The following is an 11,295-nucleotide window of genomic DNA, read 5'->3' on the forward strand; positions in this document are numbered from 1 at the left end:
GAATGCCCTGGGTCACCACGTTAGTCAGCTTTCCGTCCCCGGCAAATTCGGGATGGTGGTTGACCGGCGTATCGAAAATGCCGACCTGCTGCCCTTGCCCGGTGTAGCCCGCCGCGTAGGCGGCATCGGCGTGGATCGCGTTCAGTCCCCAGTTGGCGTTGAAATCAGGCGTGCGCCAGCTGGCCGCATCGCCGCTGCGCCCCGGGTCGATATAGGTCTCTGCCTGAGCGTAGCCCGCCATTATCATGCCGCAGACCACCATTTTCAGCCGCCGCGCGCCGAGCCGACGCTGCCCGATCCTGCTATTTTTTACCATTAACCCTTTCTCCCTACCCTGTCATAAACAACAGCGGAAAGCGGCTTCTGGCCGGCCTTCCGCTGTTTAAAAGTAAAAATCAGAAGCGCCAGTTAAACCCGGCGTTGACGCTGTTGTCCTGGTGGTTCGACGACAGCAGCCCGCCGTAGCCCAGCGACAGCGCGGCGCGGTCGTTCACCGCCACCTCAAGGCCCGCCTTCATCACCAGACCGTCCCGGGATACCGGCACGCTGTTCACCGTAAACGCCGCGTCGGTGCCGCGAAAGCGCAGCCCGGTCGCCCGGTCGCGGTCGCTGTACTGGTGCTGCCAGCCCAGCTCGCCACGCAGCGCCACGTCGGTGCCCGGCTCAACCTGCCAGCGGGTGTCCGCCCGCAGCCCCAGCGTCGAGAGCGCCGCGTCGGTGTGCTGCTTGCTTCCCGCCAGCGCCGCCGCGCTGCCGTGCTCGCGGATGCGGTCGTTTTCAAAGTTGACGTACGAGAGGTTGGCGAACGGTTCAAGATTCAGCCACCCCGCCTGCAGGGCGTAGCCCGCCTCGGTGAACAGCTGCGCGGTGCGCGCGCTGTAGCTGGAGGACTCTTTATCCCCGTAACCCACCGTGCGCGAGGTGCCGATGCGGTGCCAGGTGTAGCCCGCACCCGCCCGCAGCGCCAGCGCCCCGAGCTGGCGCGCGCCGTAGGTCGCCAGGTGGTAGTTGTCGCTGTCGCCCTTCGCCCCGTGGCCGCCATCGAGGCTGGTGCGGGTGTAGCCCGTCGCCACGCCCAGCCGCCAGCCGTCCGCTACCGGAGCATCCACTCCGAGCAGCACCCCGTAGGTGTTGGCCTGATAGCCGGTGGCGTTTGAAGTACCCGATGCATGATCCCAGGCGCCCAGCAGCTGCGCCCACGCGCCGCTCTCGTCCGCCTTGATGTCCGCCGGACCCGCCAGCCCTTGCGCCTGGCGCAGCCGCCCGTTCAGGGTCTCCCGCAGGTAGCGGCTGTCGTTCACCAGCGCCGAGGCGATGTCCGCGTGGATCTGCCCGTCGAGCTGGCGGAACGCCTGCCGCGCCTCGCCCGCCGTGCCGCGGGTCAGGATGCTTTCATACACCGAATGCCCCGCCGGCAGCGTGTCCGCCGCCGCCGCCACCGAACGCTCGTTGCGGGTTTCGGCGACGCTGGCGAAGCTGCGATCGTTGCGTCCCACCTCCAGGCTCACCCGGTCTGGCTGATAGGCCAGCGCGGTGCCCAGAAACAGGTAGTTCGGCGACACCGAGTCGAACCGTCCGCTGACGCCGTTCTGCGCGGTCAGGATGCTGTAGCGCTGGCCGAGCAGGCTGCGCACTTCCTGCTGCGAGAGCAGATTCGGGCTGTTTTCCAGTGACACCGTCACGTCGCCGCCGTTAATCTGCGCTGCGCCCCGGCTGTCGATGCGGTCGCTCTGCCCGTTCGGCCCCACTTCCACCGCGTAGCGCGAGCCCGGGGCGAAGGTCACGTCCCGATCCACCGACAGCGTGCCGATGGAGTTGCCCGGTGCCACCGTCCCGCCGCGGTTGGCGGTCAGGGAGCCAATGCGCCCGCTGCCGCCCAGCACGCCGCCATTCTGGACGCTGACGTCGGAGGTGACCCGGCCGTTAATCGCCAGCCGTCCCTGATCGACCCGGGTCGGCCCGGAGTAGCTGTTGTTGCCGGTGAGGATCAAAGTACCAACACCGGTTTTAGTCAGGCCGCCGTGGCCGGAAATGTCGTTACTCCAGAGATCCCAGCCGCACAGAACGCTGTTACACAGTCGCTGGGTCGGTTTACCCTCATCCAGCACCGCGCCGATACCCGGCAGATTTGCAACAAACTGCCCATCGCCATAGGCGCCGTCGATACGAAACGCCTCGGGGATATCCTGCTCAGTAACCAGCATTGCCGGACCGCCGATCGCTTTATCCAGGTTGACCATCCCCCAACCGAACAGCGGATCGATGCCCGGCTCGCCCATATCGGTGGCGGTGGTTTTCAGCACCTCGGCCACCTGAGCCCCGGTCAGGTAGGGATAGCGCTCCATCAGCACCGCAATGCTGCCCGCCACGTGCGGCGCGGCCATCGAGGTGCCGCTAAATTTTGCATAGCCGGTGGTGAGGTTTTCCGGGCTGGTACCCTGGATAATCGAGCTGTAAACCCGGGTGCCCGGCGCCGAGACGCAGAAGCTGGCGGTATAGCCGCAGCGGGATGAGAAGGTACTGATGCTGTAATTGCCGTCGTTTTTCGGGTCCTGCAGGCTGGCGACTGACAGCCAGTTGGGGGCGATGTCGGGGACGAAGCGGGCCAGGCCGGCCATGGCGTCGGGATTGTTGAGATTGCCGTCGTTACCGGCGGCAAAAATAACGACCACGCCGCTGCGGGCGGTATCTATAGCGCCCTGATAGGCGCCGCCGGGAGTAGTACCGAGTATCGTCTTGATCTGATCGAACTGCTTTTGCGCATCCGCTTCGGTGAAGTGCGGATAGGCCGGATCGTAGCCGCCGCGGTCAAACTTCTCGGTAATACCAATACCCCAGCTGTTATTGATGATGCGCACCCCGCTCTCCCGCAGCGCGCGCCAGCCGGCCTGATATACCGCGCCGTCGTTGCCGAGGATTATGCCGTCTTCCGGACCGGGATCGCCGTTTTCCGCGCTGATTATCTGCGCGTCGTAGGCGACGCCGTGCATCGCGCCGCCGTCGCGGCTGCCGGCGGCGATGCCGCCAACGTGGGTGCCGTGGGATCCCAGCTTGCCGCTGGAGTCGACGCTCGGCGTGCCGTCATAGCGGAACTGCTCCCCTTTTTTAACCGGGATGTACGGGTCGGTATATTCCCTTATTCCCGTGGTGACAAGGTTCACCACTTTATTGTCGCCGACAAATTCCGGGTGTTTTGCATAGACCGGCTGGTCAAATATGCCAAGCTTGACGTCTTTGCCGCTGTAGCCCGCCGCGTAGGCGTGCTCCGCATTAATAGCATGGAGTCCCCATTCGGCATTAAATTCCGGCGTACGCCAGCTGGCGGCATCGCCCCGACGGCCAGGTTCGCTATATTCTCCGGCGGCAATCGCCTGGGAGACGCAGAGGCAAATTAACGCCGGTGCCCATGGTAGAAAATAGTGTCCGCCACGCGCGCGCGCGGAAATAGTTTTATTAACCCTGTTCTTCATGCAAGTTATCATCCACTGTGATACCCGTCATAATTCAGGCGATTCGAATTATTAAGGGCAAATATCGTTATAATCCCTTCATGCCTGAGGCTACCCGCACGCACAGGCCGTACAGGCCAGTCGCTGGTGCAGCCTGAGCTCTTCAGGGTAGAAAGTAATGCGTTTATCCCCATCATAATTCAAACTGCTTGTGCGTTGGCTGCGCTCGTCACCCCGGTCACTGACTCCAGTAAGCTCCCGGGGGATTCTCTCTTTTGCCGCCTTCAAGCAACTCGAATTATTTAGGATATAGACATGTTTTTAAACATCAAACACATTTAACAATATCAAGTTACTTATCGCTGTCAATTATTCAGGAAGGATTGGTGATTAGTTTTTTTAATGATGGCAGGGTAATAAGCAAAGCCAATATTTAGCAATGGGCGATTGGGCGGTGCAATGAGGTGTTTGGCGGGAAATCATGAATAATAAAGCGGCCGAAAGTAAGAATATATTCTCTGGCATCTGCCTTATAATATAAAAATAGAGTCAATAACGTTGTGGAATATTAAGCTGCAATACGCTCTGGCACCGGGTCATTATTTCCCGGTACCCGAACGCGTGGTGTTAAACAAAGGGGAAAATCGTACCCTGAAGCCAGGTTGTGGCCTGACCGCTCATCAGCACCCGATCGCCCTGTAGCGCACAGCGCACGTCGCCGCCGCGGGCCGAGATCTGCCGGGCCAGCATCTGCGTCTTGTTAAGTTTTTCACTCCAGTACGGGATCAGCATCGTGTGTGCGGAGCCGGTAACCGGATCTTCCCATACCGCTTCGCCCGGAGAAAAGAAGCGGCTAACGAAGTCATATTCCCCGCTGCCTTTCGCCGTCACCGTCACTTTGTGCTCGCCGGGCAGCATCTTGCCGATATCCGGTGCCAGCGCCGCCACCTGCGCGGCATCGTCCAGCTCAATCAGCCACGCCCGTCCCCGGCGCGAGGCAGCAAAGCTGCTGATACCCAGCGCCGCGAGCATCTCCGGCGGCGGCGCGGCGGGCCGGGTTTCACCGCGGGGGAAATCAAGGGTCAGCCACTCTCCGGCGCGGCTAACGGTCAAGATGCCGGAGGCAGTGCGAAAAGCAATCTCGCCTTCCGTATAGTCAAGATGATTGAAAATGACGTGGGCGGTAGCAAGCGTGGCGTGGCCGCAGAGGTTAACTTCATTGCGGGTAGTGAACCAGCGCAGCGCAAAGCCGCCCTTTTCCGGGATAAAAAACGCCGTCTCGGACTGATTGTGCTCCCGGGCCATGGCCAGCAGCAGCGCGTCGGACGGCCATCCGCGCAGGGCGCAGACTGCAGCAGGATTGCCGCTAAAATTACGCTCGCTAAAGGCGTCAACCAGCCAGAACGGTATCGGAGAAGTCATTTATACCGCCTCACGCAGCCCAATCTCGCCGATAAGGTAAGTGCGGCACTGGCCGCCGATCAGCACCCGCTCCCCGAGGTATTCGCAGCGCAGCGTGCCGCCGCGTTCGGAGAGCTGCGCCGCCTGCAGATGAAGCTTATTCAGCCGCTCCGCCCAGTAGGGGATCAGCATACTGTGGGCCGAGCCGGTGACCGGATCTTCTGCCACGGACTCCCCCGGACAGAAAAAGCGGCTGACGAAGTCCAGCTCGTCGCCGGGGGCGGTGACGCACACCATTTTGCCCAGCGGCAGCATGGCGTGAATGTCCGGCTCCAGCGCCTCGACCTGCTGCTGGCTGTCCAGCACCACCAGATAATCTCGGGCGGCGCGGATCTCTTTGGCGCTGTCAATGCCCAGCGCCGAGAGCAGCAGCGGCGGCGGTGTAACCGGCTGCGTCTGCCAGGCCGGAAAATCCAGCGTCAGCCAGTCGCCGCTGCGGCGCACCCGCAGCTCGCAGACAAAGCGGGTGGAGAAGCGGATTTCAGTGTCCGGGAAATCGAGATACTCGAAGATGACGTGCGCGCTGGCGAGCGTCGCGTGGCCGCAGAGGTTTATTTCGCCCTGAGTGGTGAACCAGCGCAGCTCGAAACCGTCATCGGTGCGCACGAAAAAAGCGGTTTCCGACTGGTTATGTTCCCGCGCCATATTGAGCAGCATGTCGTCCGGCAGCCAAGCAACCAGCGGGCACACGGCCGCCGGGTTACCGCCAAAGGGTCGATCGCTGAAAGCATCTATCAGATAAAACGGAATGGTAAGCATGTTACGTCCTGTTGTATGGGGAGGCGGGTTGCTGGCGCGCCATAAGGGTCAAGTATGAGATCTGCGTCACAAAATGATTGTCTTACGCGCGGCATTGGCTTTAAGATCGTCCTCTCTTCTCCGCAACCAGCCCAGATAACTTTTATGCCAACAAATACCGTTTCACGCAAGGTTGCGTGGCTGCGGGTGGTAACTCTTGCCGTTGCCGCCTTCATTTTTAATACCACCGAGTTTGTGCCGGTGGGCCTGCTCTCGGATATCGCCGCGAGCTTCGATATGCAGACCGCACAGGTCGGCATTATGTTGACTATTTATGCCTGGGTAGTGGCACTGATGTCGCTGCCTTTCATGCTAATGACCGGGCAGATGGAACGGCGCCGGTTGCTTATCGGCCTGTTCGTGCTGTTTATTGCCAGCCACGTGCTGTCATTTCTGGCGTGGAATTTTACCGTGCTGGTGATTAGCCGCATCGGCATTGCCTTTGCTCACGCGGTATTTTGGTCAATTACCGCCTCCCTCGCTATTCGGCTGGCGCCTGCCGGCAAGCGCGCACAGGCGCTGAGCCTGATCGCCACCGGCACCGCGCTGGCGATGGTGCTGGGGCTGCCCATCGGGCGCATCGTCGGGCAAATCTTCGGCTGGCGCACCACCTTCTTTATAATTGGTATCGGGGCGTTTATCACCCTGATGGCGCTGGTGAAGCTGCTGCCGAAATTGCCCAGCGAGCATTCTGGCTCGTTAAAAAGCCTGCCGGTGCTGTTCCGCCGCCCGGCGCTGGTCGGCATCTATCTGCTGACGGCGGTGGTGGTCACCGCCCACTACACCGCCTACAGCTACATTGAACCGTTCGTGATTAACATCGCCGGGTTTGATGCCAACTTTGCCACCCTGCTGCTGCTTATCGTCGGCGGCGCGGGCATTATTGGCTCGCTGGTGTTCGGCAAGCTGGGTAACCGCCACGCTTCTTCGCTGGTGAGCGGCGCCATCGCCCTGCTCACGCTGTGTCTGCTGATGCTGATGCCGTCCGCCACCAGCGAATGGCACATGGGACTGCTGAGCGCGGTGTGGGGTATTGCGATTATGACCATCGGGCTGGGGATGCAGGTAAAAGTGCTGGCGCTGGCCCCGGATGCCACCGACGTGGCGATGGCGCTGTTTTCCGGCATTTTCAATATCGGCATTGGCGCCGGCGCGCTGCTGGGTAACCAGGTAAGCCTGCACCTGTCGATGGCGGACATTGGTTATATTGGCGCAGCGCCCGCCCTGGCGGCGCTGATCTGGTCGGTGGTTATCTTTCGCCGCTGGCCGACGCCGCTGGAAGAGCAGCACCAGCATTAATCTCTGACTCACCTTACCGGCGCGTGTTCTGAAGGACGCGCGTCCGGCCCTCCAGCAAATCTACGAATTCCCTACTACAATTCATCGTTTAAAAAAGTGATCTGGCTCACTTTAGCAAAAAGTGTGATCTGCGATTCCATTCAGTTGACTTATGTTTGCCTGGGCAATAATATCGCGGGCAACTAATCTACTTGCCAGGGCAACCATTTTGAAAAGCACCAGTGACCTGTTTAACGACATTATTCCACTCGGGCGCTTGATCTATATGGCAAACCAGAAGAAAGACCGCCTGCTGAGCGAATACCTGTCGCCGATGGATATCACCGCTTCGCAGTTTAAAACGCTTTGCTCCATCCGCTGCCAGGGGCGCATTACCCCGGGCGAATTGAAGAAAGCGCTGTCGGTGGATCTCGGTGCCCTGACGAGAATGCTGGATCGTCTTGCGTGTAAAGGCTGGATTGAGCGCCTGCCCAATCCGAATGACAAACGCGGCGTGCTGGTGCAGTTGACACCAGAGGGCGCAGCGATCAGCGAAGAGTGCCACCAGCTGGTAGGAACAGACCTGCACCAGGAACTTACAAAAAACTTATCGGCAGAAGAAATCGCCACGCTTGAGCTGCTGCTCAAGAAAATTCTGTCGGAATCAGAAGAGGAAAGATGATGTCCAGACGTAATAATGACGCCATCACGATACACAGTATTCTTGAGTGGATTGAAGAGAACCTGGAATCTCCGCTGTCGCTGGAGAAGGTTTCTGAACGCTCAGGCTATTCAAAATGGCACCTGCAGCGCATGTTTAAGAAAGAAACCGGCCACTCTCTGGGCCAGTACATCCGCAGCCGCAAGCTCACCGAGATTGCCCAGAAGCTCAAACAGAGCAACGAGCCAATTCTGTATCTGGCCGAGCGCTACGGTTTTGAATCCCAGCAGACGCTGACCCGGACGTTTAAAAACTATTTCGACGTTCCGCCGCACAAATACCGCATTACCAACATGCACGGCGAATCACGTTATCTGCTGCCTATCAATCACGAATGCCATCAGTGCCACTAGGGCATCGAGGATACTATGAAATTATTTGCGGGCGCCGCCCTCGCCTTAACGGTGCTGGTCAGCGGTCAAAGCTTTGCGGAGCAGTCGCGGATCGTCCCCGAACACAATGACCGGGGAACGATGATAATGCCTTCAGCCCATGAGAACTCGCCTTTCGACTTCAATCACCGGGGCGCTGGCAGCGATAAATCTGACGAGCTTGGCGTGCCGTACTATAACGGCAGTTCGCGCTAGTTTCCTTCCCCCGCGAAAGCGGGGTTTTTTATGTCCGAACGATCTTACCCCGCCGGATCCGCACCCCAAAGACGTTAATATACAGCCCGAGCATAATCAGCAGCGCCCCCGCCAGCTGGGTGCCGCTTAGCCTCTCTCCCAGCAGCAGCGCCGCACTTCCCATGCCAAACACCGGCACCAGCAGCGACAGCGGGGCCACGCGCCAGGTTTCGTAGCGCCCAAGCAGCGCCCCCCACAGGCCGTAGCCGACAATCGAGGCGCCAAAGGCCAGATAGACCAGCGACAGCAGCGTGGTAGCGTCGATATTCATCAGGCTCGACAGCATCACCGACGGCCCGTCGGTCAGATATGACGCCAGCAGAAACGGCAGAACCGGGATCGGCGCGCTCCACACCACCAGCGACAATACGCCCGGACGGCGGGGATGCTGCATGATTTTCTTGTTGAAAATGTTGTCGCAGGCCCAGCTAAACGCCGCCGCCAGCGACAGCAAAAATCCGGTGAGCGCCACGTGCTCCCCGCTATAGCTGGCCTCTATCAGCACCGCCGCTCCAATCACCGCAATAGCCAGTCCCGCCAGCTGCTTGCCCTGCAGCCGCTCGTTGAAGGCAAACACCCCGAGGAACAGGGTAAAGAACGCCTGCGCCTGCAGCACCAGCGAGGCTAGTCCCGCAGGCATGCCCAGATGAATGGCGCTAAACAGAAAGGCGAACTGGCCAAAGTTGATGGTCAGCGCGTAGCCCGCCAGCAGGGACAGCGGCACCGTTGGGCGAGGAACGAAGAAGATCGCCGGCAGGGCCACCAGCATAAAGCGCAGCGCGCCCAGCAGCAGCGGCGGCATCGCGTGGAGCCCTATTTTGATGACCACGAAATTCAGCCCCCACACCATCACTACCAGCAACGCCAACAGCCCGTCTTTGCGCGACATGAACACTTCCAGGTTAAATTTTTGTAAAGTGTTTTAAAGTAGCGAAAATAACGCGGCAGGAACAGACATTAATTTTGGCGGGCACGGAAGGACACATTGCCATCTGTACACGCTGCATCTGTCATGGTATTCCTGAAAAGACACAATAAAAACGCACACATACGGACCGACACCGACCATGCACGCTTCTCTCCGGCGTCCCACCGCCGCGCTGCTCGCTTCATCGCTGCTGCTGACTATTGGCCGCGGCGCCACGCTGCCGTTTATGACCATTTACCTGAACCGCCAGTACGCCATGAGCGTGGAGGCCATCGGCTATGCCCTGACGCTGGCGCTCACCGCCGGAGTGCTGTTCAGCCTGGGCTTCGGCATCATGGCCGACAAGTTTGATAAGAAGCGCTATATGCTGGTGGCGATTGGGGTATTTATCGCCGGATTTGTGGCTATTCCGCTGGTAAACAGCATTCCACTGGTGATCTTTTTTTTCGCCACCATCAACTGCGCCTATTCGGTGTTTGCCACCGTGCTGAAAGCCTGGTTTTCTGACGCGCTGGCTCCCGGTGAAAAAGCGAAGATTTTTTCACTTAACTACAGCTTGCTGAATATTGGCTGGACGGTGGGCCCGCCGATCGGAACCTGGCTTGTGATGTACAGCCTGCAGCTGCCCTTTTGGCTGGCGGCGGTATGCGCCGCCTTTCCGCTGGCATTTATTCAGGTCTATGTGCACCGTCAGGCAACCCGCGATGAGGACAGTAAAGCAGCGCCCTGGCAGCCCTCGCTGCTGTTAAAAGACCGGGCGCTGTTCTGGTATACCCTCTCTGGTCTGCTTGCATCTTACGTTGGCGGGTCATTTGCCACCTGCATCTCTCAGTATGTGCTGGTTGAAATGGACAGCGCCGACTTCGCGCAGCAGGTGGTTGCCGTGGTGCTGCCGGTGAATGCAATTATCGTGGTGACGCTGCAGTATTTTATTGGCCGGGCGATCACCGCCGCGAATATCCGCCGCCTGATGCATATCGGGACGCTGTTTTATATTATCGGCCTTACCCTGTTTATCGGCGCGCACCAGAATCTGTGGCTGTGGGGATTTGCCACAGCGCTGTTTACGGTGGGGGAAATTATCTATGCGCCCGGCGAGTATATGCTGATTGACAACATTGCCCCGCCGGGCATGAAAGCAAGCTACTTCTCCGCCCAGGCGCTGGGCTGGCTGGGGGCCGCAGCCAACCCGATGTTAACCGGGATAATTTTAAGCTCCCTGCCCGCCTGGGCCGTCTTTGCCGCAATGATTGCGGCGATTGTCGGTGCCTGGCTGATGATCCTGCGGGGCATGCACATCAGCCGGCAGCGCGCGGCGGTATCTCAGTGATGCAGCATCTCTTCCACCACCTGGTGGGTATACAGCTGTTCGGGATAGTAGGTCGGCCAGCTGTCCATCTCTTTCAGCAGCGCTGACTGCGAGGTGTTGCCGGTAAAGATATGGAAGTGCATCGACTGGCGCGGGCCAATCATGTGGTCGCTGAACTGCACGAAGCGCGGGGCCTCGCTTTTCGGATCGTGACAGCTGAAAAGGTAGCGCACGCCCTTTTTACCGGAAACGTACGTGAGAATTTTATATCCGTCATAGCGGTATTCGCAGGAGGCCACCTTGCGGCCGCTGTCAAACTCAATCACGTTGTTTTCAATGCTGATTTTATCCACGTCGGTGCGGTAGCCGGTGGTGTAATAGGCTTTGATCTGCTCGAAGGTTTTACTCCCGTCCTTCTGCGCCTTCTGGCGGAAGACCGGGTCGAGGTCGCCGTGCTGCAGCAGCGGCCATACGGATTGCCAGATGCCGTCCCAGTTGGACAGCGGGCGGTCGCGGACATCGGCATCGGGGAAAACCCCTTCAGAGGCCTTCTGTTCCGCTTCGGTAAATTGATGCCCGTGGGAGTGGGCGTATGCGCCGCCGGCGGGCAGCGCGCTGAGAACAGTCACAAGATAGAGCAGAGGTTTGTGCGTCACGACAGATTCCTTCGGTCGAAAAAAAGGTGATGCTATACCATAACATCACCTCACTCAAGCCGGCTGCGC

At 59.5% G+C, this 11,295-nt stretch carries 11 protein-coding genes; 5 read left to right on the plus strand and 6 right to left on the minus strand.

The window, feature by feature from the left end:
- The 4 genes from QZ766_RS07805 to QZ766_RS07820 all read right to left on the minus strand — a co-directional run.
- Positions 1 to 316: hypothetical protein (locus tag QZ766_RS07805; protein ID WP_297199767.1), on the minus strand; the 316-nt coding region annotated here is incomplete at its 3' end.
- Between the two features lie 79 nt (positions 317 to 395).
- The gene (locus tag QZ766_RS07810; protein WP_297199771.1) at positions 396 to 3,470 is read right to left on the minus strand and encodes an autotransporter serine protease; all 3,075 of its coding nucleotides are present in this window, start codon (positions 3,468 to 3,470) and stop codon (positions 396 to 398) included.
- Positions 3,471 to 4,076: 606 nt separating this feature from the next.
- The gene (locus tag QZ766_RS07815; protein WP_297199774.1) at positions 4,077 to 4,871 is read right to left on the minus strand and encodes a PhzF family phenazine biosynthesis protein; all 795 of its coding nucleotides are present in this window, start codon (positions 4,869 to 4,871) and stop codon (positions 4,077 to 4,079) included.
- Complete coding sequence (locus QZ766_RS07820) at positions 4,872 to 5,669, minus strand: PhzF family phenazine biosynthesis protein (protein ID WP_297199777.1); 798 nt, start codon at positions 5,667 to 5,669, stop codon at positions 4,872 to 4,874.
- A gap of 144 nt (positions 5,670 to 5,813) precedes the next feature.
- Between QZ766_RS07820 and QZ766_RS07825 the strand changes: the two genes are divergently transcribed.
- From QZ766_RS07825 to marB, 4 genes are all read left to right on the plus strand, one after another.
- Complete coding sequence (locus QZ766_RS07825; RefSeq protein WP_297199779.1) at positions 5,814 to 7,007, plus strand: sugar transporter; 1,194 nt, start codon at positions 5,814 to 5,816, stop codon at positions 7,005 to 7,007.
- 208 nt (positions 7,008 to 7,215) lie between these two features.
- Positions 7,216 to 7,668: a multiple antibiotic resistance transcriptional regulator MarR gene (gene marR, locus QZ766_RS07830; protein ID WP_297199782.1), complete on the plus strand. Its 453-nt coding sequence runs from the start codon at positions 7,216 to 7,218 to the stop codon at positions 7,666 to 7,668.
- Complete coding sequence (gene marA / locus QZ766_RS07835; protein WP_297199795.1) at positions 7,668 to 8,060, plus strand: MDR efflux pump AcrAB transcriptional activator MarA; 393 nt, start codon at positions 7,668 to 7,670, stop codon at positions 8,058 to 8,060. Before marR ends, marA begins: the two co-directional genes overlap by 1 nt.
- Positions 8,061 to 8,075: 15 nt before the next feature.
- Positions 8,076 to 8,294 carry a multiple antibiotic resistance protein MarB gene (marB, locus tag QZ766_RS07840; protein ID WP_297199785.1) on the plus strand — a complete coding sequence of 73 codons (219 nt, stop codon included), beginning with the start codon at positions 8,076 to 8,078 and terminating at the stop codon, positions 8,292 to 8,294.
- 28 nt (positions 8,295 to 8,322) lie between these two features.
- Here marB and eamA read toward each other — a convergent pair whose 3' ends face one another.
- Positions 8,323 to 9,222, minus strand: coding sequence for an O-acetylserine/cysteine exporter (eamA, locus tag QZ766_RS07845; RefSeq protein WP_297199789.1), 900 nt, complete (start codon positions 9,220 to 9,222; stop codon positions 8,323 to 8,325).
- A gap of 178 nt (positions 9,223 to 9,400) precedes the next feature.
- On the opposite strand from eamA, the gene ydeE reads away from it, so the two are divergent.
- Entirely contained in the window at positions 9,401 to 10,591 is a 1,191-nt protein-coding gene (ydeE, locus tag QZ766_RS07850; protein ID WP_297199791.1) for an efflux MFS transporter YdeE, read from the plus strand.
- On the opposite strand, the gene zinT is transcribed toward ydeE, so the two are convergent.
- A complete protein-coding gene (zinT, locus tag QZ766_RS07855; protein WP_297199797.1) occupies positions 10,585 to 11,211 on the minus strand; it encodes a metal-binding protein ZinT in 627 nt (208 codons plus the stop codon). The two genes, ydeE and zinT, sit on opposite strands and share 7 nt — an antisense overlap.
- Positions 11,212 to 11,295: the final 84 nt, after the last annotated feature.

The organism is uncultured Pluralibacter sp. (assembly GCF_913775985.1).
Taxonomy (GTDB): Bacteria; Pseudomonadota; Gammaproteobacteria; order Enterobacterales; family Enterobacteriaceae; genus Pluralibacter.

Coding starts and splice junctions, on each gene's coding strand:
- marB (WP_297199785.1), top strand. CDS start 8,076: ATGAAATTATTTGCGGGCGCCGCCCTCGCCTTAACGGTGCTGGTCAGC.
- ydeE (WP_297199791.1), top strand. CDS start 9,401: ATGCACGCTTCTCTCCGGCGTCCCACCGCCGCGCTGCTCGCTTCATCG.
- eamA (WP_297199789.1), bottom strand. CDS start 9,222: ATGTCGCGCAAAGACGGGCTGTTGGCGTTGCTGGTAGTGATGGTGTGG.
- marA (WP_297199795.1), top strand. CDS start 7,668: ATGTCCAGACGTAATAATGACGCCATCACGATACACAGTATTCTTGAG.
- QZ766_RS07810 (WP_297199771.1), bottom strand. CDS start 3,470: ATGAAGAACAGGGTTAATAAAACTATTTCCGCGCGCGCGCGTGGCGGA.
- QZ766_RS07820 (WP_297199777.1), bottom strand. CDS start 5,669: ATGCTTACCATTCCGTTTTATCTGATAGATGCTTTCAGCGATCGACCC.
- QZ766_RS07825 (WP_297199779.1), top strand. CDS start 5,814: ATGCCAACAAATACCGTTTCACGCAAGGTTGCGTGGCTGCGGGTGGTA.
- QZ766_RS07815 (WP_297199774.1), bottom strand. CDS start 4,871: ATGACTTCTCCGATACCGTTCTGGCTGGTTGACGCCTTTAGCGAGCGT.